General features: G+C 65.1%; 19 protein-coding genes. 13 read left to right on the top strand and 6 right to left on the bottom strand.

Annotation, left to right across the window (positions count from 1 at the left end):
• Positions 1-148 precede the first annotated feature (148 nt).
• From RT131_RS13135 to RT131_RS13110, 6 genes are all read left to right on the top strand, one after another.
• Positions 149-1,015 carry a polysaccharide deacetylase family protein gene (locus RT131_RS13135; RefSeq protein ID WP_313173254.1) on the top strand — a complete coding sequence of 289 codons (867 nt, stop codon included), beginning with the start codon at positions 149-151 and terminating at the stop codon, positions 1,013-1,015.
• Entirely contained in the window at positions 1,012-1,866 is an 855-nt protein-coding gene (locus tag RT131_RS13130; protein ID WP_313173253.1) for a CoA ester lyase, read from the top strand. Before RT131_RS13135 ends, RT131_RS13130 begins: the two co-directional genes overlap by 4 nt.
• An 89-nt stretch (positions 1,867-1,955) precedes the next feature.
• On the top strand, positions 1,956-2,474 hold the full coding sequence (locus RT131_RS13125; protein WP_312370942.1) for a MaoC family dehydratase: 519 nt from the start codon (positions 1,956-1,958) through the stop codon (positions 2,472-2,474).
• Between the two features lie 10 nt (positions 2,475-2,484).
• Positions 2,485-3,654, top strand: coding sequence for an acyl-CoA dehydrogenase family protein (locus RT131_RS13120; protein ID WP_313173252.1), 1,170 nt, complete (start codon positions 2,485-2,487; stop codon positions 3,652-3,654).
• Between the two features lie 439 nt (positions 3,655-4,093).
• Positions 4,094-5,272, top strand: a complete 1,179-nt coding sequence (locus RT131_RS13115; RefSeq protein ID WP_313173251.1) for a CoA transferase — start codon at positions 4,094-4,096, stop codon at positions 5,270-5,272.
• Between the two features lie 16 nt (positions 5,273-5,288).
• A complete protein-coding gene (locus tag RT131_RS13110) occupies positions 5,289-6,404 on the top strand; it encodes a CoA transferase (protein WP_313173250.1) in 1,116 nt (371 codons plus the stop codon).
• 98 nt (positions 6,405-6,502) lie between these two features.
• Here the strand turns inward: RT131_RS13110 and RT131_RS13105 are convergent, their stop codons facing one another.
• Positions 6,503-6,859, bottom strand: coding sequence for a hypothetical protein (locus RT131_RS13105; protein WP_282268299.1), 357 nt, complete (start codon positions 6,857-6,859; stop codon positions 6,503-6,505).
• Positions 6,860-7,205: 346 nt separating this feature from the next.
• On the bottom strand, positions 7,206-9,839 hold the full coding sequence (hrpB, locus tag RT131_RS13100; protein ID WP_313173249.1) for an ATP-dependent helicase HrpB: 2,634 nt from the start codon (positions 9,837-9,839) through the stop codon (positions 7,206-7,208).
• Between the two features lie 222 nt (positions 9,840-10,061).
• On the opposite strand from hrpB, the gene RT131_RS13095 reads away from it, so the two are divergent.
• Positions 10,062-10,856, top strand: coding sequence for a TatD family hydrolase (locus RT131_RS13095; protein ID WP_313173248.1), 795 nt, complete (start codon positions 10,062-10,064; stop codon positions 10,854-10,856).
• 29 nt (positions 10,857-10,885) lie between these two features.
• Here RT131_RS13095 and RT131_RS13090 read toward each other — a convergent pair whose 3' ends face one another.
• The 4 genes from RT131_RS13090 to RT131_RS13075 form a co-directional block, all read right to left on the bottom strand.
• Entirely contained in the window at positions 10,886-12,400 is a 1,515-nt protein-coding gene (locus tag RT131_RS13090) for an OmpA family protein (RefSeq protein ID WP_313173247.1), read from the bottom strand.
• Between the two features lie 84 nt (positions 12,401-12,484).
• Positions 12,485-13,423: a 2-dehydropantoate 2-reductase gene (panE, locus tag RT131_RS13085; RefSeq protein ID WP_313173246.1), complete on the bottom strand. Its 939-nt coding sequence runs from the start codon at positions 13,421-13,423 to the stop codon at positions 12,485-12,487.
• 310 nt (positions 13,424-13,733) lie between these two features.
• Positions 13,734-14,528 carry an ABC transporter permease gene (locus RT131_RS13080; protein ID WP_313173245.1) on the bottom strand — a complete coding sequence of 265 codons (795 nt, stop codon included), beginning with the start codon at positions 14,526-14,528 and terminating at the stop codon, positions 13,734-13,736.
• Positions 14,525-15,478 (bottom strand): ABC transporter ATP-binding protein, encoded by a 954-nt coding sequence (locus tag RT131_RS13075; protein WP_313173244.1) that lies wholly within the window; start codon positions 15,476-15,478, stop codon positions 14,525-14,527. The genes RT131_RS13080 and RT131_RS13075 overlap by 4 nt, the downstream gene beginning before the upstream one ends.
• A 98-nt stretch (positions 15,479-15,576) precedes the next feature.
• On the opposite strand from RT131_RS13075, the gene RT131_RS13070 reads away from it, so the two are divergent.
• The 6 genes from RT131_RS13070 (at position 15,577) to RT131_RS13045 (ending at position 21,039) form a co-directional block, all read left to right on the top strand.
• On the top strand, positions 15,577-16,326 hold the full coding sequence (locus RT131_RS13070; RefSeq protein ID WP_313173243.1) for a ferredoxin--NADP reductase: 750 nt from the start codon (positions 15,577-15,579) through the stop codon (positions 16,324-16,326).
• A gap of 347 nt (positions 16,327-16,673) precedes the next feature.
• Positions 16,674-17,258 (top strand): hypothetical protein, encoded by a 585-nt coding sequence (locus RT131_RS13065; protein WP_313173242.1) that lies wholly within the window; start codon positions 16,674-16,676, stop codon positions 17,256-17,258.
• Between the two features lie 9 nt (positions 17,259-17,267).
• Positions 17,268-17,465 (top strand): helix-turn-helix transcriptional regulator, encoded by a 198-nt coding sequence (locus RT131_RS13060; RefSeq protein ID WP_313173241.1) that lies wholly within the window; start codon positions 17,268-17,270, stop codon positions 17,463-17,465.
• 68 nt (positions 17,466-17,533) lie between these two features.
• Positions 17,534-19,063: an alpha/beta hydrolase gene (locus RT131_RS13055; protein WP_313173240.1), complete on the top strand. Its 1,530-nt coding sequence runs from the start codon at positions 17,534-17,536 to the stop codon at positions 19,061-19,063.
• 30 nt (positions 19,064-19,093) lie between these two features.
• On the top strand, positions 19,094-19,849 hold the full coding sequence (locus tag RT131_RS13050) for an ATP-binding cassette domain-containing protein (protein ID WP_313173239.1): 756 nt from the start codon (positions 19,094-19,096) through the stop codon (positions 19,847-19,849).
• Positions 19,846-21,039 carry an ABC transporter permease gene (locus RT131_RS13045; protein ID WP_313173238.1) on the top strand — a complete coding sequence of 398 codons (1,194 nt, stop codon included), beginning with the start codon at positions 19,846-19,848 and terminating at the stop codon, positions 21,037-21,039. The genes RT131_RS13050 and RT131_RS13045 overlap by 4 nt, the downstream gene beginning before the upstream one ends.
• The last annotated feature ends 426 nt before the right edge of the window (positions 21,040-21,465 follow it).

Raw genomic sequence — 21,465 nt, 5'->3', positions numbered from 1 at the left:
AGAGCGATTCCCGCCTCCGCGGGAATGACGGCACAAGAACAGAAGCAGCAAAGCAGAAGCAGCAAAGCAGAAGCAGCAAAGCAGAAGCAGCAAAGCAGAAGCAGCAAAGCACACCACCACGCACCCCCATAAACGTACCGAGATTGCCATGTCCAAACCCGTCTACCAGTGGCCCAACAACGCACGCCTGGCCTTGTCGGTGGTCGTCAACGTCGAAGAGCTGTCCGAGTACAACGTCGGCCAGGGTGACAAGATCACCGAGCCGGTGGACGAGCTGCATGTGACCCTGTCCAAGCCGGTGCGCAATTACGGCAACGAGTCCAATTACCGCTACGGCGTCAACGAAGGCCATGCGCGCGTGGCCGCGCTGCTGGACAAGTACAACGTCACCAGCACCTATACCGCTGCCGCGGTATCGCTGGAGCGCGCCCCGGAAATCGCCGACTACCTGCGTGGCAGCCGCCATGAGGTGTGCTCGCACGGCCACCGCTGGATCCACCAGTTCCGCTTCAACGAGGAACAGGAACGCCAGTTCATCCGCGATGCCGCTGACAGCATCGAGAAGACCACCGGCGTGCGTCCGGTTGGCTGGCTGTCGCGCTACCTGCATACCGCCTCCACCCGTCGCCTGCTGCAGGAAGAAGGCTTCCTGTACCACATGGACGACTACTCGGCCGATGCGCCGTTCTGGGGCGAGGTCGATGGCACTGACAAGCCAATGATCGTGGTGCCGTACCAGCTCGACACCAACGACATGAAGATGTGGGTGGCCCCGTCCTACCTGCCCAAGGACTGGCTGGATTACGCCATCGACAGCTTCGACACGCTGTACGCCGAAGGCGAGCACAGCCCCAAGGTGATGTCGCTGGGCCTGCACCTGCGCATCATCGGCCGCCCGGGCCGCATCGGTGCGTTCGAGAAGTTCCTGCAATACGTCGCGCAGAAGCCGGGCACCTGGTATGCCACCCGCCGGCAGATCGCCGAGCACTTCGCCAGCCAGGTGGGTGCGGCATGAGCGCAGCACTGAGCACGCCGCGCCGCTGCCTGTTGTTCGTGCCGGGCTCGCGCCCGGAGCGTTACGCCAAGGCCGTGGCCACCGGCGCCGACCAGGTCTGCATCGATCTGGAAGATGCGGTTGCGCCGGGTGACAAGGAAAGCGCACGCGCCTCGCTGTTCGCCTTCCTTGCCGAGCTGCCGCAGACCCGCAGCGAGATCGGCCTGCGCATCAATCCGCTGTCCAGCGCGCTGGGCCAGGCGGATCTGCAGGCACTGGCCGCCTCCGGCCTGAAGCCGGCTTTCGTGATGCTGCCCAAGGTTGAAACCGTGGCCGAACTGCAGCAGGCCGATGCCGCGCTGGCAGCCATCGATACCGTCTTCATCGCCCAGATCGAAACCCCGAAGGGGCTGCTGGATGCACGCGCGCTGGCCACCGCCATCCCGCGCCTGCAGGCACTGATGTTTGGTGGCTTCGACTACATCGTTGCATTGCGTGGCCGCGCCAGCTGGGAGAGCTTCTTCCATCCGCGCGTGCAGCTGGCAACGATTGCCGCCGAAGCCGGCGTCGGCTGCATGGACGTGCCCTACCTCGATATCAAGGACGAAGCCGGCCTGGTCCAGGAAACCGAGCGCGTGATCGACCTCGGCTTCACCGCCAAGGCCGCCATCCACCCGGCCCAGGTCGACCCCATCCAGAACGCCTATCTACCCACCGCCGCCGAGTACGACCGCGCCCAGCGCGTGGTTGCCGCGCTGGCGGCCAGCGGCGGCGAGGCCATCCAGCTCGACGGCAAGCTGGTGGACCGCCCCATCGAAATCGCAGCCGAGCGTGCCATCGCGCTCGGTGCGCTCGGCGTCCGCGCCGGCTGAGCACACCGCTTCATTGAACGCCTGATCACACCCCTCTTTGACCAAGCTGCGCCCAGCGCCAGCCCAACCCGCACCAAAAGGACATTGTCATGGTTCAGAACGTCAAGCAGATCTCCGAAAACCGCTTCCGCGAAACCTTCGGCCGTTACTACGAAGAGTTCAATGTTGGCGACATCTACGAGCACCGCCCCGGCCGCTCCATCACCGAAACCGACAACACCTGGTTCACCCTGCTGACGATGAACACCCATCCGATGCACTTCGACAAGGAGTACGCCAAGGCCTCGGAGTTCGGCAAGGTGATCGTCTGCTCGCCGTTCACGGTGGCGCTGATGGTCGGCATGAGCGTCACCGACGTCAGCCAGAAGGCCGTGGCCAACCTGGGCTGGAGCGACATCAAGATGACCCACCCGCTGTTTGTCGGCGACACCCTGGTGGCCGAGTCCAAGGTGCTGGACAAGCGCGAATCCAAGTCGCGCCCGGGCGCCGGCATCGTCACTGTGCAGACCGACGGTTTCAACCAGGACGGCAAGCTGATCTGCAGCTTCAGCCGCACCATGCTGATCGCCAAGCGCGGCCACTCGGTGGAAGACAAGGTCAACTACTGAGGAGCCGATGATGAGCACCGAACTGGAACAACTGTGGGGCCCGGACGAAGAGCAGGCATTGCTCGACTCGATTGACAACTGGGTGGAGAAATCCGTCGCGCCCATCGCACAGGAGTACGACCAGGAAGACAAGTACCCGCATCACCTCGTTGAGGAGATGAAGGACCTGGGCCTGTTCGGTGCCACCATTTCGCCCGAATACGGCGGCCTGGGCCTGCCGGCGCGCATCTACGCCAAGATCGTGATCAAGGTATCGGCGGTGTGGATGGCGCCGACCGGCATCTTCAACTCGCACCTGATCATGGCCGCGGCCATCGAGCGTTGCGGTACCGAAGAGCAGAAGCGCAAGTACCTGCCGCGCATGGCCACCGGCGAGCTGCGTGGCTCGCTGGGCCTGACCGAGCCCAACGCCGGCACCGACCTGCAGGCGATCCGCAGTGTTGCCAAGCGCGAGGGTGACCATTACGTCATCAACGGCGCCAAGACCTGGATCACCAATTCCATGTATGGCGACATGGTGTTGCTGCTGGTCAAGACCGACCCGGAGGCGCAGCCGCGCCACAAGGGCATGACCATGTTCATCGCCGAGAAGGGCGAGGGCTTCATCGTCGCCAAGAAGCTGAAGAAGTCCGGCTATCGCGCCATCGACACCTGCGAGCTGGTGTTCCAGGACTACAAGGTGTCCGCTGACTGCATGTTGGGCGGCGTTGAAGGCCAGGGCTTCCAGCACGCCGTGGGCGGCCTGGAGCTGGGTCGCATCAACGTGGCCGCACGAGGCTGTGGCATCGCCGAAGGCGCGCTGCGCCTGTCGGTGCGTTATGCGCAGGAGCGCATGACCTTTGGCAAGCCGATTGCCGAGCACCAGGCCATCCAGCTCAAGCTGGGCGAGATGGCGGCCAAGGTGGAGGCATCCAAGCTGCTGATCGAGAGCGCCGCCAATGCCTACGACAAGGGTCTTCGCTGCGACATGGAAGCCGGCATGGCCAAGTACTTCGCCACCGAGACCGGCGCCTACTGTGCGCAGGAAGGCATGCGCATCTTTGGCGGCTACAGCTATTCGGTGGAATACGACATCGAGCGTTTCTACCGCGATGCCATGTTGATGTGCATTGGTGAAGGCACCAACGAAATGCAGCGCATCATCATCGCCAAGCAGCTGGTGGCAAGAAACAAGATCTAACGCTCAAAGCCCCTCTCCCTCCGGGAGAGGGGTTGGGGTGAGGCAAGCTCTACAAGCAGAGCAAGAAGTCTCAAAGCCCCTCTCCCGCCTGCGGGAGAGGGGTTGGGGTGAGGGGAAGCTCTACAAGCAGAGCAGGAAGTCTCAAAGCCCCTCTCCCGCTTGCGGGAGAGGGGTTGGGGTGAGGGGAAGCTCTACAAGCAAAAGCTGCAGAGCTCCCCCTCATCCGCCCCCCGCCTTCGCGGGGGCAGGCTCTTCGGGCACCTTCTCCCGCATGCGGGAGAAGGGACAAAGCACTAGCAACAGCAACAGCAACAGCAACAGCAACAGCCAAAGCCAAAGCCAAAGCCAAGGCCAAAGCCAAGGCCAAAGCCAAAGCCAAGGCATCCCTTCACCGCGGTCCTCAACCGCCGCGGTGCTTTTTACAAACCAGAGGCCACACATGAAAGACCTTCCCCTGCAGGGATTACGCATCCTTGCCGTCGAACAATACGGTGCCGGCCCCTATGGTTCGATGCACCTGGCCGACCTCGGCGCCGAAGTCATCAAGATCGAATCCCCGCCGGGCGGCGATGTGTCGCGCGCCACCGGCCCGTACTTCCTGGGCGAAGGCGACAGCCTGTTCTTCCAGACCTTCAACCTCAACAAGCGCTCGCTGCGGCTGGACCTGAAAGCCGCCGAAGGCCGCGAGGTATTCGAGAAGCTGGTCGCCAGCGCCGATGCCGTGCTCAACAACCTGCGCGGTGACCAGCCCGGCAAACTCGGCCTGGACTACGCCACGCTCAGCAAGCTCAACCCGAAGATTGTCTGCGCCCACTTGTCCGCCTATGGCCGCGACAACGAGCGCGCCGCATGGCCGGGCTACGATTACCTGATGCAGGCCGAAGCCGGCTTCATGGCGCTCACCGGCGAGCCGGATGCACCGCCAGCACGCTTCGGCCTGTCCATGGTCGATTTCATGACCGGCACCACCCTGTCGATGGGCCTGCTGGCCGCCATCATCGGCGCCATGCGTACCGGCCAGGGCCGAGATGTCGATGTCAGCCTGTTCGACGTGGCCCTGCACCAGCTCAGCTACCCGGCGACCTGGTATCTCAACGAAGGCCACCGCACCGAGCGCCTGTCGCGCAGCGCGCACCCGTCCACCGTGCCATGCCAGGTCTACCGCACCGCCGATGGCTGGGTGATGGTGATGTGCATGCTTGAGAAGTTCTGGCAGACCTTCGTCGAAGGCATCGGCAACCCGGCCTGGGCCGCCGAGCCGCGCTTTGCCAACTTCGCCTCGCGTCGCGACGTACGCGAGGAGCTGACCGTGCTGGTCGATGCCATCCTCAGCACCCAGCCGAGCGCGCACTGGACCCAGCTGTTCGCCGGACGCATTCCGATCGCGCCGGTGCTGGATATCGCCCAGGCACTGGACAACCCCTATGTGCGCGACGTCGACATGCTGCAGGATGTCGAGCATGCAAAGGGCACGCAGCGCCTGCTGCGCAACCCGATCAAGCTCGACGGCCAGCGCCTGAGCGGCACCGCTTGCCCGCCGCTCAACGCCGATGCCGACGCGCTGCTGCGCGAGCTGGGCTACAACGATGCAGACCGCGCGCGCCTGCTGGGCGCGTGAGGCAACGGAGCCGATGATGAAGCTTGAAGGTGTACGCGTACTTGATCTGTCGCTGTTCCTGCCGGGGCCGCACCTGACCATGGTGATGGCCGACCACGGCGCCGACGTGATCAAGATCGAACCGCCCAGCGGCGAACCGGTACGCGAGGTCGGCCTGAAGCAGGCCGGGGCCAGCACCTGGTTCCGCAACACCCATCGCGGCAAACGCTGCATCGTGCTGGATCTGAAAAGCGCCGACGGCAAGGCGGCGTTCGCCAAACTGGTGGCGTGGGCCGATGTGGTGGTGGAAGCATTTCGCCCCGGCGTCGCCAAGCGCCTTGGCATCGACTACGCCAGCTGCAAGGCGATCAATCCCAAGCTGGTGTACTGCTCGATCAGCGCCTTCGGCCAGACCGGGCCCAAGGTCAACCGCCCCGCCCACGATCTGGCCATGCAGGCCGATACCGGCGTGGTCAGTTTGAATCGCGCGCCAGATGGCACCCCGGCCATGCCGCATATGCCGGTGGCCGACATGGCCGGCTCGTTGATGGCGCTGAACGGCATCCTGATGGCCTTGTTCCGCCGCGAGCGCACGGGCGAGGGCGACTACATCGATCTATCGATGCAGGACGCCTTGATGGCGTGGTTGCCGAACGTGCTGGGCCCGCCGTTCGCGCTGGGCCGCGATCCGGTGATCAAGGAAGAGCGCAGCTGGGGTGGCAATGCGCTGTACAAGCTCTACCGCTGCGCCGACGACCGCTGGATCGCGCTGGGCGGTGCCGAGCACAAGTTCGCCGAAAACCTGCTCAATGCGCTGGGCCGCGCCGACCTGATCCACCTTTGCCACCTGCCACCGGGCAGTGCCCAGGACCCGGTCAAGGACTTCCTGGCCGAAACCTTTTCCCGCCGCACCCTGGTGGAATGGACGCTGTTCCTGCACGACATCGACGTGTGCTGGGCGCCAGTGAAAACGCTGACCGAAGCCTTCAATGATCCGCATACGCGCGCGCGTGAGATGGTCTGGACCGATGCGCAGGGTGGTACCCACCTGGGCATACCGATCAAGTTCGCCAACGAGCCGGGGCGGATCAACCCGCAGCTGGATGACGTCGGTCAGTCCACCGCAGCCGTTCTGGCAGAACTAGGTCTCTAGCAAGCATAAAGGCGCTGCAAGAACCTGCTCCCTCCCTTGCGCGACGCGCAGGGGAGGGTTGGGGAGGGGCGCTTTTGATTCAAACCCCACCCAAAAACTCAGGCGTCGCTGCCAATATCGCTGGTTTCATCGGTCACGCTGGCCGCATGGCGGCGGCGCTGCGCGATTTGCCGCGACTTGGCCTCGATGGCCTCGTTGTCGCGCTTGTTCTTGCGGTACAGCGCATAGCCAATCAGGCCCAGGCCAACGGCCGCAACGGCGACGGTAGCGGTGGGGTTGCGCTTGGCGACGCGGGTGACGGCACGGCCGCCGGTCTTCATCGCACCAATGGCGGCACCGGTCTTGAGCCATTCGGCGGCGCTGGAACCACCGTGCTTGATGTTGCCACCGGCGCTGTTGACCAGTTCCAGTGCACGCTCCAGTGCCGGGCCGGTGATATCGCTGAACTTGCTCATGTGGGGACTCCATGTAGATGAGGGCCAGACCCTCATTCTTACCAGAGGGCCGTGTACGGGATGTTAGCCGGGAAGCGCTGGGTGCGGTGGTGGAAGGCTGAAGCTGAAGTAACGGCAACGGCAACGGCAACGGCAACGACGGCAAGCGGCAAGCGGCAAGCGGCAAAAGCTACCCCTCCCCAACCCTCCCCTGCGCTGCGCGCAAGGGAGGGGGCCAAAGCAGTTGCGCTGCATCTGACAGGTTGCCAGGACCCACCCCCTCCCTTGCGCGCAGCGCAGGGGAGGGTTGGGGAGGGGTGCTTTTGTGTTTGCTCTCGCTCTCGCTTCTGCTTTTGCCAAACCCCAGTCACGTCCCCCGCGGCTTCGCTCTATGCGTGGCGGTAGCGCTCCACGGATCATCCGGCCACGGATGTCGCGGATAGCGCCCCTTCATTTCCTTCTTCACCTCGGCATAGGTGTTCTGCCAGAAGTTGCGCAGGTCACCGGTCACCTGCAAAGGCTTTCCACCCGGCGACAGCAGATGCAACAACAGCGGCACACGCCCATCGGCAATGCGTGGGGTATCAGCCAGGCCAAACAGCTCCTGCAGCTTCACCGCCAGTACCGGTGGGCGCGGATTGACGCCGTCATCATCCAGCGCGTATTCGATGCGCCGTTCCATTCCAGAAGGCACGCTGATACGGGTCGGCGCATGACGATCCACCAGCTGCCGCTTGCTCCAGTCGATGCCGGACTTCAGTGCCTCGCCCAGCTCTTCCTCGGACAAGGCTTCCAGCCGCGTCTTGCCGTTGAATGCTGGCAGCAGCCAATCATCCAGTGTCTCAAGCAAGGCCGTGTCGGATAGATCGGGCAGCTCCAGTTCCGGCATCCACTTTCTGAGTCCCATCACCCGCCAGCGCCATTGCTGCAGGTTTTCGGTCCAGGGCAAAGCGTCCAGCCCCAGTTCGTGCACCGCATCGGTAAGCGCGCGTGCGGCGCGCGCCGGGTCCACCTGGCCGGCCGGGCGGCTGTCCAGCACGATGCGCTCGAAGCTGGATTCGCGACGTGCTTCCAATGCACGCTTGGTGCTGTTCCAGCGCACTACGTCCTGGGTCTTGAAGCGCTCGGGGAAGTCGCGGCGCAGGCGTTGTTCGTCCACCGGAGCCGCGCGCAGGATCAAGGCATCGCGCGGGTCATGGCGCAGTTCGCTGATCACCAGCCAGGGTTCGCCGCGCAGGTCGCTGTTGTCGAATTGGCGTGCGCTGCGGCCATTGGCCAGCTGGTAGCGCTGTGGATCGTTGGGGTGCTGGCTGGCAATGCGGTCGGGGAAGGCATGGGCGAGCAGGTCGCCGAGCTCATGCGCTTCGATATCGGCTGGCGGCGTCGCATCGCAACGCAGGCGCCGGCGCCATTGTTTGGCGGCGGCATCAATCGCAGTCAGTCCACCGCGATTGGCGTCGTAAGGCGCACGGCCATTGCGGAAGGCTGCCAGTGCGCGCCAACGTGCGGCGAGTGCATCACCGCCCTGGCGCAATGGGTCGCGGGCTTCCAACAGGGCGGCTATATCTGCCGCCAAGGCCTGCTCGCGCGGATTGCCGGCAGACAGCAGCATCGCCGCCATGCGCGGATGCGTGCCCATCGCCAGCATGCGTTTGCCCAATGCGGTGATGGTGTTGTCCGCACTCAAGGCGCCGAGCCGCTGAAGCAGTTCGCGCGCGGCCGAGAGTGCGCCGCTCGGCGGTGGATCGACGAAGCGCAGATCGTCGCTGCCCCAGGCCGCCAGTTCCAGCGCGAGCCCGGCCAGTTCCACCTGCGCCATTTCCGGGCGGCGCTGCGACTCCAGTCGCTGCGATTGCGGCCACAGCCGCCACGCCCAGCCGGCAGCCACACGACCGGCGCGGCCGGCGCGCTGGTCGGCCGAGGCCTGCGAGATGGTCACCGCATCCAGCCGCGAGAAACCGCTGTTGGGGTCGTAGCGCGGCTCGCGCGCCAGGCCGGCATCAATCACCACACGCACGCCGGGCAGGGTGACCGAGGATTCGGCCACGTTGGTGGCCAGCACCACACGGCGGCGGCCGTCGGGATCGGGCTGCAGCACGCGGGTCTGTTGTTCGATGGGCAGCTCGCCGTGGAGGGGGAGGACGTCATAGCCTTCTCCCGCCGGGAGAAGAGCCTGTCCCCGCGAAGGCGGGGATGGCCGAACGCCGGATGAGGGTGCGGGCGAAGCCTCCGGCAATGGGACAGAGCGGGTGGCTGCGCCACCTACCCTCTCCCCAACGCCTCCCCCTGAGGGAGAGGGGCTCAGAGCGGCCTGCACTCTGGCAATCTCGCGCTGCCCTGGCAGGAACACCAGCACGTCGCCGGGATGCTGGGCCACGGCCTGTTCCACCGCGCGGCGAGTCTGTGCTTCCAGGGTTTCGTCGCGTCGTGGCGGGAAGTGGCTGACGTCCACCGGGTAGCTGCGGCCTTCGCTGGACAGGCGCGGCGCGTCCAGGAACTGCGCCAGCCGCTCACCGTCCAGGGTGGCTGACATCACCACGATGCGCAGGTCATCGCGCAGCTGCGATTGCACGTCCAGCGCCAATGCCAGGCCGAGGTCGGCCGACAGGTGGCGTTCGTGGAATTCGTCGAACAGCACCGCACCCACACCTTCCAGCAGCGGGTCGTCCTGCAGCATGCGGGTCAGGATGCCTTCGGTGACCACCTCGATGCGGGTACGCGCCGAGACCTTGTTCTCGAAGCGGATGCGGTAGCCAACGGTCTCGCCGACGGGTTCGCCCAGCTGCCGGGCCATGAAGGTGGCAGCGCTGCGTGCCGCCACCCGGCGCGGCTCCAGCATGATGATCTTGTTGCCGTGCAGCCACGGCGCGTCCAGCAGCGCCAGCGGCACCTGCGTGGTCTTGCCGGCGCCGGGCGGCGCTTCCAGCACCAGCCGCGGCTGCGTGGCCAGCTGCCGGAGGATGTCGGGGAGCAGGGAAGTGATGGGGAATGCAGTTGCCATCGCTGCATTGTAGAAGCCGCGCGCCAGATGCGCCGCCGCAAACCCGTAGCCCGGGTAAGCGCAGCGCACCCGGGGCTCTTCGCGGAGTCATTGGGTACCTCGCACAGAGCCCCCGGGTGCGCTGCGCTTACCCGGGCTACGGGGCTCCGTTCATGCTGCACAGGGCTCGCCTGCGGCCAAACCTCTACAATTCCCTGTTCCTGCCTCACCGCACCCAGCTCAATGCAACTGATCGACATCGGCGCCAACCTCACCCACGAATCCTTTGATCGCGACCTGGACGCGGTGCTGGAGCGCGCCAAAGCCGCCGGCGTGGTGCAGATGGTGATCACCGGTGCCAGCCGTGAGCACTCGCCGATGGCCTTGGCGCTGGCGCAGCGACACCCCGGTTTCCTGTACGCCACCGCGGGCGTGCATCCGCATCACGCCAGCGAGTACACCGACGAATGCGATGCGGAAATGCGCGCACTGCACGCACACCCGGAAGTAGTGGCGGTGGGCGAATGTGGCCTGGATTTCAATCGCGATTTCTCGCCGCGCCCGGCCCAGCGCAAGGCCTTCGAACGCCAGCTGCAGATCGCCAGCGAGAACGGCAAGCCGCTGTTCCTGCACCAGCGCGATGCGCACGATGATTTCATCGCGATGATGAAGAACTTCGACGGCAAGCTTGGCCCGGCAGTGGTGCACTGCTTCACCGCCGAGCGTCGTGAGTTGTTCGATTACCTGGACCGTGACTGGTACATCGGCATCACCGGCTGGCTCTGCGATGAGCGCCGCGGTGCGCACCTGCGTGAACTGGTCAAGCACATCCCGGCCGAGCGCCTGATGATCGAGACCGATGCGCCCTACCTGCTGCCGCGCACGATGCGGCCGCTGCCCAAGGACCGCCGCAACGAGCCGGCCTTCCTGTCGCATATCGTCGAGGAACTGGCCCGCGACCGTGGCGAAGACGTGGCATTGACTGCTGCCAACGCCACCGCTGCAACCCGTGCGTTCTTCCGCCTGCCGCCAGTGTGAAACGGGGGCTGCAATGCAGCCCCGCCTGATCAGCGCTTGACCAGTTCCACCCGCCGGTTGCTGGCGCGGCCGGCCTCGCTGGCGTTGTCGGCGACCGGCTTGTCCTGGCCCCAACCACGCGCCTGCAGCCGTGCCGGTGCGATGCCGGCGGCGGCAAGGCTGGCCACCACCGAAGCGGCGCGCGCGTCGGACAGTTGCTGGTTGTGTGCCGCATTGCCGCTGTTGTCGGTGTGGCCCTCCACCGACAGCTGCAATGCAGGGTCCTGCTTGAGCACGGCCAGCACCTGCTCCAGCTGTGGCTGCGAGTCGGGCAGGATCTGCGCCTGGTCGGTGGCGAAGTTGACCTGGATGGCGACCCGCCCCTGGCTGTCAAGCTGCTGCTTCAACGCCGCTGCGGGCAGCAGGGCCGCGGTCTGCTGCAAGCCCTTGCGCTCAACCACCACCCAGCCTGCGCTCAGGTACTCCAGCCGGGCATGTACCCAGATCTGGCGACCGTCGGGCAGATCGGCGCGGTAGACCACCAGGTCGAAATCATCCCAGTTGTAGCCGGCGCTGCCCGAATAGGCTGAACGCACCGACTCCGGTACCGACTCGGCCTGGGCTTTCGGAATGCGGCCATCGAACACCGTGGTTGCGTTGACCGTTGCCATCATCGCCTCGAGGTTGCGGCGTACCTCGTGCAGCGAATACGCGCGCTCGGGCTTGTCGAAATCGGCCGCCCAGAGCTTGCCCTCAACCTGCTCGAAGTGATCACCGGTCCAGAAGGGGAAACGGTCGAAGTCACGCTGGAGCGGCTTGTTGCGGTCGTTGTAGCCGGCCGGCAGGCTGAGATGGGGAAAACTGTCGGACCAATGGGCGGTCGGCGTGAACGGCACTTCTTCCAGCACCACCATGCCGGCATGCAGGTCATCCAGCGAAAGCTGCACCCAGATGTTGCGCTGGGGCTGGCGGATCACCCATACCGAGGTGGGGGCGTCGGCGCCGTTGTTGACCGCATCGATGAAGCCGCCGCCAATCTCATCCTCCAGCTGCGGCCCGTAGTAGATATCACGGTGCTCGGGGCCTTCAAATACCTTGCTGGCACCGGCGGCGCTGAGCAGGGTATCGAGATTGCGCTCCAGCTCCAGCGCGGAGAAGCTCTTGCCCGCACTGCTGGGGACCACGATCTGCGCAGACCAGCTGGGGCCTTCCACCCAATGCACGCCGTCGCCCATGCGCAGCGGAAAGCGCGCCCAGGCACGCACATGGGGCGCATTGAGGGGTTCATAGCCCTGCGGCAGGCCGAAGAAAGGCAGCGCGCCGAGTGGCTTGTCGGTCGTGGCGATGCGGCTGATATCGAAGGGCACCACGGCGACGGGCTTGCCCTCGCGGTCCTGCAGGCCGCCGACAGTGGCCGCGGCCGCGTTGTCGGTTGCCGCCGGCGTCGTGTCGACGACAGCGGCCGGTGTCGTTGCGGCAGCGTTTGTTTCAGGCTCGCTGCGGCTGCAGGCCAGCAGCAACATGCTTACGGCGCAGCCCAAGGCCAGCGCTGGGTACTTTTTCATCTCGATCCTTCGCGTGTACATCCCCTGTAGCGGCGAAGATAAACCACCGCGGTGAACGCTGCATGCGCTCACCGCGGTGGCAGTTCAGCCGGCGCGCTGTGCCTCGTAGGCCTGCAGGTGGCAATACGCGGCCTGCAGCAGCGGCGCGGACTGGCCGGCGGCAAGCGCGCGGCCCAGCATGTCACCGACGATATGTGCCGCTTCCACCCGCTGCCCCGCCTCCAGGTCGCGCAGCATCGAGGCCTTGATCGGTGAGCCTGGCTTGGTGATGGCGCCCAGTGCAATTTCCTGTGCCTTCGCTGGAATCGGCTGCCCGGCCTGTGTGGCCACGGCCAGGCACTCGTCGTACAGGGCCTGCATGAAGGCAGTGCCGTGGTCGCTGGCGACGATAGTGCCAACGTTGGCGCGCATCAGGCAGGTGCCGGCGGCCAACGCGGTCAGGAAGGTGTATTTGATCCATTGCTCCAGGGCGATATCGGCCGAGGCGACATGGTCGATGCCGGCCTGTTCGCAGGCCTTGGCAAGTGCGCTGACGCGGGCGCTGTCGGTGTCGCCATCACGTTCGCCGAAGGTCAGCTTGGCCGGCTTGTCCAGATGCAGCACGGCGCCATCGTCGGCCTTGGTTGCACTGATGAAGCACAGCCCGCCAAGCACGTGCTCGCGCCCGAAGCGTGCGTCCAGTGCGGTGTAATGGCGCAGGCCGTTGAGGATGGGCAGCACCGTGGTGTGGGCGCCTACTGCCGGTGCGATGGCCTCGATCGAGCTGTCCAGGTCATAGGCCTTGCAGCTGAGGATGACCAGGTCGAAGGGGCGCTGCTGCGCAAGCTGCGGCAGTGACTCGGCGGTGACGTGGGCGACCGCGAAGGCGGCGTCGCCGAGCGGGCTGCGGATCACCAGGCCATCGCGGTCCAGCTGCGCGGCACGGTTGGGTCGCACCAGGAAGGTGACATCAATGCCGGCCTGGGCCAGCCGGCCACCAAAGTAACCGCCAGTGCCACCGGCACCGAGAATCAGGATGCGCATCAGCTTGGATATCCATCAACGAAGGGGAGTGAAGACATCATAGGTGTTCGGCGTGCGGTTGATGTTGTGGGAGCGGCGTAAGCCGCGAAGCTGTTCCCCTCCCTTTGCCGAAGGCAAGGGGGTGAAGAAGGCCTGCTTGCGCGCCATTGGCGCGCGGCCTGATGAACGACCGAAGGCTATGCCTTCGGGCCGGACGGGTTGGGGAGGGGGTGTGCTTTTGGCTTTTGGATCTTTTGCTTCGCGGCTTACGCCGCTCCCACAAGAACCAAAGCAAAGAGCCAAGAAAAAAGGCGCCTTGCGGCGCCTTCTTTCAGCTGCGCAGGCCTACGCCCCGGCGCAGCAGCCACAGGGCCAATGCGGTGAGCGCGGCAACAAAGCCCAGCATCAATGCATACGACACCCACAACGGCACGTCGCTGCTGCCCAGCAGGCCGTAGCGGAACGCATTGACCATGTAGAAGATCGGATTGGCATGGGTCATCGCCTGCGCCCAGCCCGGCAACAGCGTCACCGAGTAGAACACGCCGCCCAGGTAGGTCAGCGGGGTCAGGATGAAGGTCGGCACGATTGCCACGTCATCGAACTTCTTTGCATAGACGGCATTGATGAAGCCGGCCAGCGAGAAGATGGTCGCGCCCAGCAGCACCGTGCTCAGCGTTACCAGCGGGTGCGGGATGCGCACCGGGGTGAAGAACATGGCGATGATCAGCACGATCACGCCGACCATCAGGCCACGCAGCACGGCGCCGGCCACATAACCCCACAGGATCACCCAGTTGGGCATCGGGCTGACCAGCAGTTCCTCGACATGGCGGCCGAACTTGGCACCGAAGAACGAGGAGCTGATGTTGCCGTAGCTGTTCTGGATCACGCTCATCATCACCAGGCCCGGCACGATGAACTGCATGTAGCTGTAGCCGCCCATCTGCCCGATCTTGGAGCCGATCAGGCCGCCGAAGATCAGGAAGTACAGGGTCATGGTGATGGCCGGCGGCACCAGGGTCTGGCCCCAGATGCGCAGGATGCGGTTGACCTCGCGGCGAACGATGGTGCCCAGCGCCACCCAGTTGCGGCTGCTGTCGGTCACGGGAACGGGGGTACTCATGCGGCGCTGTTCTCCAGGTTGCCGGTGAGGCGCACGAACAGCTCCTCCAGGCGGTTGCTCTTGGTACGCATCGAACGCACGCGGATGCCGGCGGCATTGAGGGCGTCGAAAACACGGTTCAGATCCATCGCGCGCGGCATGTCCAGGTCCAGCGTATGCGCGTCGGTGGCGACCAGGGTGGCGCCTTCGATCTGCGGCAGCTGGGCGGGCAGTTCACCGTCGATATCGAACAGGAAGCCTTCCACGTCGAGCTTGGCCAGCAGACCGCGCATCGGGCCCTGCTCGACGATCTGGCCGTGGTTGATGATGGCCAGGTTGCGGCACAGCTGCTCGGCCTCTTCCAGGTAGTGCGTGGTGAGGATGATGGTGGTGCCGGCGGCGTTGATTTCCTGCAGCGTCTTCCACATGTCGCGGCGGATCTCGATGTCCACGCCGGCGGTGGGTTCGTCCAGGATCAGCAGGCGCGGCTGCGTCATCATCGCGCGGGCGATCATCAAGCGCCGCTTCATGCCGCCGGACAGGGTACGGCTCATCATCTGTGCCTTGTTCCACAGGTGCGCGCGCTTGAGCTCCTGTTCGGCGCGGACCTCGGCTTCGGCACGCGGAATCCCGTAGAAGCCGGCGTAGTTGACCAGGATGTCGAAGGGCTTCTCGAACAGGTTGAAGTTGATTTCCTGCGGCACCAATCCGATCAGGCGCATGGTTGCGCTGCGGTTGGCCACCAGGTCACTGCCGAACACCTGCACCTGGCCTTCGCTCAGGTTCACCAGTGAAGAAACGATACCGATCAGTGTCGACTTGCCGGCGCCATTGGGGCCGAGCAGGGCGAAAAAGTCGCCAGGGGCGACCTCCAGCGACACGCCCTTCAGGGCCTGTACGCCGTTGTCATAGGTCTTGCGCAGGTCGGTGATGCGCAGCGCAGCTGTGCTGGATGGGGTACGGGAGTCCAATCTCGGGCCTTCGCGCCGGGTACAGGCGTCGGATAAGTGCAGGCGGCTATTATAGGAGGCCCCGTGGTCCATACCCGGTTACACACTGTTCCCCTCCTGTGCCAATCCAATTCCCCCTCAAGCTGGTCGGCCGGCACATGCTGGCGCCCAGCATCGGCCATTACCAGTTCGTCCGTGACGACGGCCAGCCGCTGGATTTCCTGCCCGGCCAGTTCATTCAGATTCACTTCGACTACGCCGACGGCACCCCGGCCAAGCGCAGCTACTCGTTGGCCACCATCCACGATCACGCGCTGGGCCCGGGCGATGCGGTGGAAATCGCGGTCAGCTTCGTCCCCGGCGGTGCCGCCACAGCCCTGTTCGAGGGCATGGAACTGGGCGACCACGTCAGCGGCAGCGGCCCGTTCGGACGTTTCTGCCTGCAGCCGGGCGACCACAATGCCCGCTACCTGCTGATCGCCACCGGCACCGGCGTCACCCCGTACCGCTCGATGTTGCCGCAGCTGCGCACCGCCATGCAGGAGCGCGGCGTGGAAGTGGTGTTGCTGCAGGGCGCGCGCACGCCGGAAGAACTGCTGTACAGCGACGACTTCTATGCCTTCGCCGCCGCCAACCCGGGTTTCCGCTACCTGCCCTGCCTGTCGCGCGAGCTGCCGGAAAACCCGCATGCCGATGTCCGCAAGGGCTATGTGCAACAGCAGCTGGCCGAGATCGCGCCCGACCCGGCCCGTGACATCGCCTACCTGTGCGGCAACCCGGACATGGTCGATACCTGCGTGGAAGCGCTGAAGCAGGCCGGTCTGCCGATGCCGCAGATCCGCCGCGAGAAGTACGTCAGTAGCAAGTGATGGTTGGCAGCTGGCGTGCAGCTGCCATGTTGTTGATCCGGCCGGTCCGGCCGCTGGTTTGACGTTGGCCATATGCAGGCGCGACCCTTTCGGTCGCGCCTTTTTTCGTCATGGGCGTTGCTTTTCCGCGCCAGGCCGAGGAGCTGGCCGCCGCCGGGCGGGGTTTCATCTGTAAAGTTTGCTTGACAGCCGGGTCTGGCGGCCGCAGGATGTGTCAAGCGTGCTTTACAGGAGTTGGCCATGCGTCATTGCAGGTTTCTTGTTTGTTTCGCGCCGACGGGCTCCGTTGCCCGCCGGTGTGCTGTTGTACCGTCCGGCTCGCGGCAGCAGCTGCGAGGGGCCGAGCGATGAGCCGCAATTTTTGGACGCTTGGCATGCTGATCGCCGCCGCTGCATTCACCTTGGTCGCATGCGCGCTGCTGCTGTGGCAGCCGATGGGCGCGCAGCCGCAAGTCAGCGGCATCCTGTTTGGTATCGCCCTGGGCCTGGCAATCGCAGCACTGCTGCGCTGGCTGATGCCCGCTGGCTGCGATGCCGCCCCGGCCAAGCTGCGCAAGCGCTATACCCGCGAGGTGATGCTGGCGATGGGCGGCTATGTGGTGTTGCTGGTGCTGTCGATCCTGCTGCTCAAGCGGGTCGAGGACGGCCTGCTGCGCGCCTTGATCGCCTTGTTGCCGGTGCCACCGATGATGCTGGTGCTGCGGGCGATGATCCGCTACATCCGCGATGCCGATGAGCTGCAACAGCGCATCGAACTGGAGGCGGTGAGCTTTGCTACGGCGTTCGTTTCGTTGATCTACCTGACAGGCGGATTCCTGCAGTCGGCCAAGGTCATCGATGTGCCGTCCAACGTGGCGATGATCTGGGTGTTCCCCTTTGTCTGCCTGTCATACGGGCTGGCCAAGGCCGTGGTCGCACGGCGCTATCACTGAGCCGCGGCGATGGATAACCGATTGCGCGAGCTGCGCGAAGGCAAGGGCTGGTCGCAGGGTGAACTGGCCGAGCAGCTGGAGGTTTCCCGACAGACGGTCAATGCACTGGAGACCGGCAAGTACGACCCCAGCCTGCCGCTGGCGTTTCGCATTGCCCGGCTGTTTGAAAGCCGGATTGAAGATATTTTCTTTCCTGAAGTCACATAGCTGCCGCGCCCGCGTCTGGATGCAGGCAGATCCGTTTTTTCCTTGAACCGTGAGGGGCTGTTCCGATGATGTCCCGCAAGACCCAAACCATCCTCGCTCTGGCCGTGATCGCCGGCATTGTCGGCTACCGCCTGGTGCGGTCACCCGATACGCCTGCGCCCGCTGCCGCCGGGGCCGCGCCCGTAACGGCTGTGGCCGGCAAGCCACAGACGCTGGGCAGCTTGAACTTCCAACCCTGCAGCCTGAGCTCGGACGGCAGCCACGACAGCCTGGAAGCGCAGTGCGCCACGCTGGAAGTGCCGGAAGACCGGGCCAATCCGCAGGGCCGCAAGATCGCGCTGAACATCGCCTGGGTCGCACCGGAGAAGGAAACCGACCTGCAGCCGGACCCGGTGTTCTTCCTCGCCGGTGGCCCCGGCCAGGCGGCGGTTGCCACCTATCCCCAGGTGGACGCGGCCTTCGCCGAGGTGCGCAAGCATCGCAACGTCATCCTGGTGGACCAGCGGGGTACCGGCAAGTCGAACCTGCTGGCCTGCGACACACCTGAGGACGCCGACTTCAGCGCAACGGCGATGCAGGCGGCCGCGCAGAACTGCGCCACCCAGCTGTCGCAGAAGGCGGACCTGCGCTTCTACACCACCACCGATGCGGTGGCGGACCTGGATACCGTGCGCCAGGCCATTGGCGCTGCGCAGATCAACCTGGTCGGGGTCAGCTACGGCACCCGCGTGGCCCAGCAGTACGCCATGCGCCATCCGCAGACCACGCGCAGCATCGTGCTCGACTCGGTGGTACCGAACAGCCTGCAGCTGGGCAATATCTTCGCGCGCAACCTGGATGATGCACTGGCGCTGCAGTTCGCCCAATGCACCAGGACCACCTCGTGCAAGGACAAGCTGGGTGACCCGCGTGCCGAGCTGGACGTGTTGCTGGCCAGGCTGCGCGCGCAGCCGGTAACGGTGCGGTACCGCGACGCCAGCACCGGCGAGCAGCAGGAAGGCGAGCTGCGTGCAGAAACCGTTGCCGGCCTGGTGCGCATGTATGCCTACATGCCGGCTGCCGGCGCGCTGCTGCCCAAGCTCATCCATGAAGCCAATGGCGGCCGCTACGACAACCTGATGGCGCTGACGCAGATGCTGCAGGGCGAGATGAAGGACGCCATGGCGATGGGCATGCAGTTGTCGGTGGTGTGCAGCGAGGACAACGAAGGCATGGTTGCCAGCGCAGGCGATGAAGACACCGTGCTCGGCAAGCAGATGGCCGAGTCCATGGCTGCGATGTGTGCCAGCTGGCCCAAGGGCACGGCGCCGGCCGACTTCCACAAGCCGCTGGCCGGCAAGGTGCCGGCGCTGGTGCTGGAAGGCGAGTTCGACCCGGTGACCCCGCCGCGCTACGGCGAGGAGGTGGTCAAGCACCTGGATAACGCACGCCTGTTCGTGCTGCGCGGCCAGGGCCACAACGTGATTGGCGCCGGCTGCATGCCCAAGCTGTTCGCGCAGTTCATCGAGAAGACCGACCCGAAGGCGCTCGATGGCGCCTGCCTTGAGAAGCTCAACTACGTGCCGCCGTTCACCAGCTTCAATGGCTGGGAACCGTGACATCACCGCATCACTGAGGAATCCGCTTCCATGATCGTTGCAGAACGACTCCGCAAGACCTTCCCCGGCAAGGGCAAGGACAAGACGCCAGTGATCGCCGTGGATGACGTGGGCTTCACCGCCCATGACGGCCAGATCACCGGCCTGCTCGGCCCCAACGGCGCCGGCAAGACCACCACGCTGCGCATGCTGTATACCTTGATGACGCCGGAGAGCGGCCGCGTGCTGGTCGATGGCGTCGACGCCGCCGTCGACCCGAATGCCGTGCGCCGCAGCCTCGGCGTATTGCCGGATGCACGCGGCGTGTACAAGCGCCTGACCGCCCGCGAGAACATCGACTACTTCGGTGAACTGCATGGCATGAGTTCGGCCGCCATCGTCGAGCGCACCGCGCGCCTGGCCAAGGCGTTGCAGATGGAGGATTTCCTCGATCGTGCCACCGAGGGCTTCAGCCAGGGCCAGCGCACCAAGACCGCCATCGCCCGGGCACTGATCCATGACCCGCGCAACGTCATCCTCGACGAGCCGACCAACGGCCTGGACGTGATGACCACCCGTGGCCTGCGTGGCTTCCTCAAGGAACTGCGCGAGGAAGGCCGCTGCGTGATTTTCTCCAGCCACATCATGCAGGAGGTCGCCGCGCTGTGTGACCGCATCGTGATCGTCGCGCAGGGCAGGGTGGTTGCCCAGGGCACACCGGAGGAACTGCGTGAGCAGGCCCATGAGAGCAACCTGGAAGACGCGTTCGTGAAACTGATCGGCAGCGAGGAGGGCCTGCACGCATGAGCCAGACTGGATATTTCCGCGCCATCTTCACGGTGATGCGCAAGGAGCTGCGTGATTTCGCCCGTGATCGCCGCACTTTCCTGTTGACGTTGTTGACCGCGCCGCTGCTGTACCCCTTGCTGTTCCTGGGCATGAACAAGCTCACCAACCTGCGTGCCGAGACGCAGTTGGAGAAGGACTTGAGCATCCCGGTGGTGGGCATTGCCCGTGCGCCGAACCTGGTCGCTTTCCTGGCCAGTCGCGGTATCAATGCCACCGAAGCACCGGCGGATATCGAAGCGCTGATTCGCAGCCAGCGCGAAGACCTCGCCCTGGTCATCGACGAGAACTTCGCTGCCGACTGGAAGGCCGGCAAACCCGCGAAGGTCGAAATTGTCGCCGATACCACGCGTCGTACCGGTGAGGTGCAGATCGCACGGGTCCGCAGTGTGTTGTCGGCCTATGGGCAGTCGGTAGGTGCGTTGCGTTTGCTGGCACGTGGCGTCAATCCGGCGGTGGCCGCACCGGTCAATGTCGGCACCCGCGATCTGGCAACGGCCGAAGCCAAGCGCGGCATTTTCCTGTCGGTGGTGCTGCCGCTGGTGCTGATGCTGTTCGCTTTCATCGGCGGCTCGCACCTGGCCATGGACACCACTGCCGGTGAGCGCGAGCGGCAGTCGCTGGAACCCTTGCTGGCCACGCCGGCAGCACGCGGCGCGCTGGTCAGCGGCAAGATGCTGGCTGCCGTGGTGTTGGGTCTGGCCTCGATGCTGTTGATCCTGGTGTCGTTCAAGATCAGTGCCAGCATTGGCGGCGGTGCGGCGCGCTCGCTGGACGTGAGCTTCGCGGCGATGGGCAAGCTGCTGGTGATCCTGCTGCCGCTGGTGCTGATAGGCACCGCGCTGCTGACCTGTCTGTCGGCCAGTTCCAAGAGCATGAAGGAAGCGCAGAGCCATATGGTCTGGCTGATGTTGCTGCCGATGCTGCCGGGCTATGCGCTGATGGCCTACCCGCTGAAGGACACCCAGCTGTGGCAGTACGCGGTGCCGTTCCTGTCGCAGAACCAGATGCTGGTGAAAGTGACGCGTGGCGAGATGCCATCGGCCACCCAATGGGCCGTATACCTGACCGCCTCTGTATTGCTGGCAGTGTTGTTGTGGGCGGTCGCGGTATGGCGTTACCGGCAGGAGCGCCTGGCAATCTCCGGCTGACAAGACGCATCTGTAGTGCCGAGCCATGCTCGGCTGGGGCTTTACCGGTAAGGCTTCTGCCGAGCATGGCTCGGCACTACCAGAACAACAAAGGCCCGGATCGCTCCGGGCCTTTGCTTTTGCTTCACCTGTAGCGCCGAGCCATGCTCGGCTGGGGCTCTACCGGTAAGGCTCCTGCCGAGCACGGCTCGGCACTACCAGAACAACAAAGGCCCGGATCGCTCCGGGCCTTTGCTTTTGCTTCACCTGTAGCGCCGAGCCATGCTCGGCTGGGGCTCTACCGGTAAGGCTCCTGCCGAGCACGGCTCGGCACTACCAGAACAACAAAGGCCCGGATCGCTCCGGGCCTTTGCTTTTGCTTCACCTGTAGCGCCGAGCCATGCTCGGCTGGGGCTCTACCGGTAAGGCTCCTGCCGAGCACGGCTC

It is taken from the genome of Stenotrophomonas sp. (genome assembly GCF_032066555.1).
Lineage (GTDB): Bacteria > Pseudomonadota > Gammaproteobacteria > Xanthomonadales > Xanthomonadaceae > Stenotrophomonas.
The sequence above is the reverse complement of the archived record's forward strand: the minus strand, read 5'-3'. Positions and strand labels throughout refer to the sequence as shown.

Bases quoted from the DNA above. Each gene is read 5' to 3' on its own strand.
- RT131_RS13135 (WP_313173254.1), top strand. From the start codon at position 149: ATGTCCAAACCCGTCTACCAGTGGCCCAACAACGCACGCCTGGCCTTG.
- RT131_RS13130 (WP_313173253.1), top strand. From the start codon at position 1,012: ATGAGCGCAGCACTGAGCACGCCGCGCCGCTGCCTGTTGTTCGTGCCG.
- RT131_RS13125 (WP_312370942.1), top strand. From the start codon at position 1,956: ATGGTTCAGAACGTCAAGCAGATCTCCGAAAACCGCTTCCGCGAAACC.
- RT131_RS13120 (WP_313173252.1), top strand. From the start codon at position 2,485: ATGAGCACCGAACTGGAACAACTGTGGGGCCCGGACGAAGAGCAGGCA.
- RT131_RS13115 (WP_313173251.1), top strand. From the start codon at position 4,094: ATGAAAGACCTTCCCCTGCAGGGATTACGCATCCTTGCCGTCGAACAA.
- RT131_RS13110 (WP_313173250.1), top strand. From the start codon at position 5,289: ATGAAGCTTGAAGGTGTACGCGTACTTGATCTGTCGCTGTTCCTGCCG.
- RT131_RS13105 (WP_282268299.1), bottom strand. From the start codon at position 6,859: ATGAGCAAGTTCAGCGATATCACCGGCCCGGCACTGGAGCGTGCACTG.
- hrpB (WP_313173249.1), bottom strand. From the start codon at position 9,839: ATGGCAACTGCATTCCCCATCACTTCCCTGCTCCCCGACATCCTCCGG.
- RT131_RS13095 (WP_313173248.1), top strand. From the start codon at position 10,062: ATGCAACTGATCGACATCGGCGCCAACCTCACCCACGAATCCTTTGAT.
- RT131_RS13090 (WP_313173247.1), bottom strand. From the start codon at position 12,400: ATGAAAAAGTACCCAGCGCTGGCCTTGGGCTGCGCCGTAAGCATGTTG.
- panE (WP_313173246.1), bottom strand. From the start codon at position 13,423: ATGCGCATCCTGATTCTCGGTGCCGGTGGCACTGGCGGTTACTTTGGT.
- RT131_RS13080 (WP_313173245.1), bottom strand. From the start codon at position 14,528: ATGAGTACCCCCGTTCCCGTGACCGACAGCAGCCGCAACTGGGTGGCG.
- RT131_RS13065 (WP_313173242.1), top strand. From the start codon at position 16,674: ATGAGCCGCAATTTTTGGACGCTTGGCATGCTGATCGCCGCCGCTGCA.
- RT131_RS13060 (WP_313173241.1), top strand. From the start codon at position 17,268: ATGGATAACCGATTGCGCGAGCTGCGCGAAGGCAAGGGCTGGTCGCAG.
- RT131_RS13055 (WP_313173240.1), top strand. From the start codon at position 17,534: ATGTCCCGCAAGACCCAAACCATCCTCGCTCTGGCCGTGATCGCCGGC.
- RT131_RS13050 (WP_313173239.1), top strand. From the start codon at position 19,094: ATGATCGTTGCAGAACGACTCCGCAAGACCTTCCCCGGCAAGGGCAAG.
- RT131_RS13045 (WP_313173238.1), top strand. From the start codon at position 19,846: ATGAGCCAGACTGGATATTTCCGCGCCATCTTCACGGTGATGCGCAAG.